The 1,022-nt window shown below is 55.0% G+C and carries 1 protein-coding gene; it reads right to left on the reverse strand.

The window, feature by feature from the left end; genetic code table 11:
- On the reverse strand, positions 1-1,022 hold a 1,022-nt coding region (gene psbD / locus QUB08_RS32045; RefSeq protein ID WP_333230339.1), incomplete at both ends, for a photosystem II D2 protein (photosystem q(a) protein).

Consider the following 1,022-nt stretch of genomic DNA (forward strand, 5'->3'; position numbering starts at 1 on the left):
GCGTTACCGCGAGGCAGAACTTCTTCAGGGAAGATGAAGTTTTCGTGGGGTTGGTCAGTCGGAGCCATCCAAGCACGAATGCCTTCGTTAAGCAGAATGTTCTTAGTGTAGAACGTTTCAAACTCAGGATCTTCAGCAGCGCGTAATTCTTGGGATACGAAGTCATAGGCGCGCAGGTTTAATGCTAAACCGACGATACCAATGGAACTCATCCACAAGCCTGTGACGGGTACGAACAGCATGAAGAAGTGCAACCAGCGTTTGTTGGAGAAGGCAATTCCGAAGATTTGCGACCAAAAACGGTTGGCTGTAACCATCGAGTAGGTTTCTTCTGACTGAGTTGGGTTGAAGGCGCGGAAGGTGTTTGAGCCTTCGCCGTCTTCAAACAAGGTGTTTTCTACGGTTGCACCGTGGATGGCGCACAACAGCGCACCGCCCAAGATGCCTGCAACGCCCATCATGTGGAAGGGGTTGAGCGTCCAGTTGTGGAAGCCTTGCAGGAATAGCAAAAAGCGGAAAATTGCTGCGACGCCGAAACTGGGGGCGAAGAACCAGCCTGATTGACCCAAGGGGTAAAGCAGGAACACCGAAACAAACACGGCGATGGGGCCGGTGAATGCTAGGGCGTTGTAGGGACGGATGCCTACCAAACGGGCGATTTCAATCTGACGCAGGCAAAAGCCGATCAGTGCGAAGGCGCCGTGGAGGGCGACGAATGTCCACAGCCCACCGAGTTGGAACCAGCGGGTGAAGTCCCACTGTGCTTCGGGGCCCCACAGGAACAGCAGGGAGTGTCCGAGGCTGTTGGCTGGGGTGGAGACTGCTACGGTGAGGAAGTTGGCTCCTTCGAGGTAGGAGCTTGCCAAACCGTGGGTGTACCAGGATGTGACGAAGGTGGTGCCTGTTAACCAGCCACCGATGGCTAGGTAGGCGCAGGGGAATAGCAGGATGCCAGACCAGCCTACGAAGACGAAGCGATCGCGTTTGAGCCAGTCGTCGAGGACATCAAAGATGCCTCTTTC

The organism is Microcoleus sp. BR0-C5 (assembly GCF_036705045.1).
Classification (GTDB): Bacteria; Cyanobacteriota; Cyanobacteriia; order Cyanobacteriales; family Microcoleaceae; genus Microcoleus.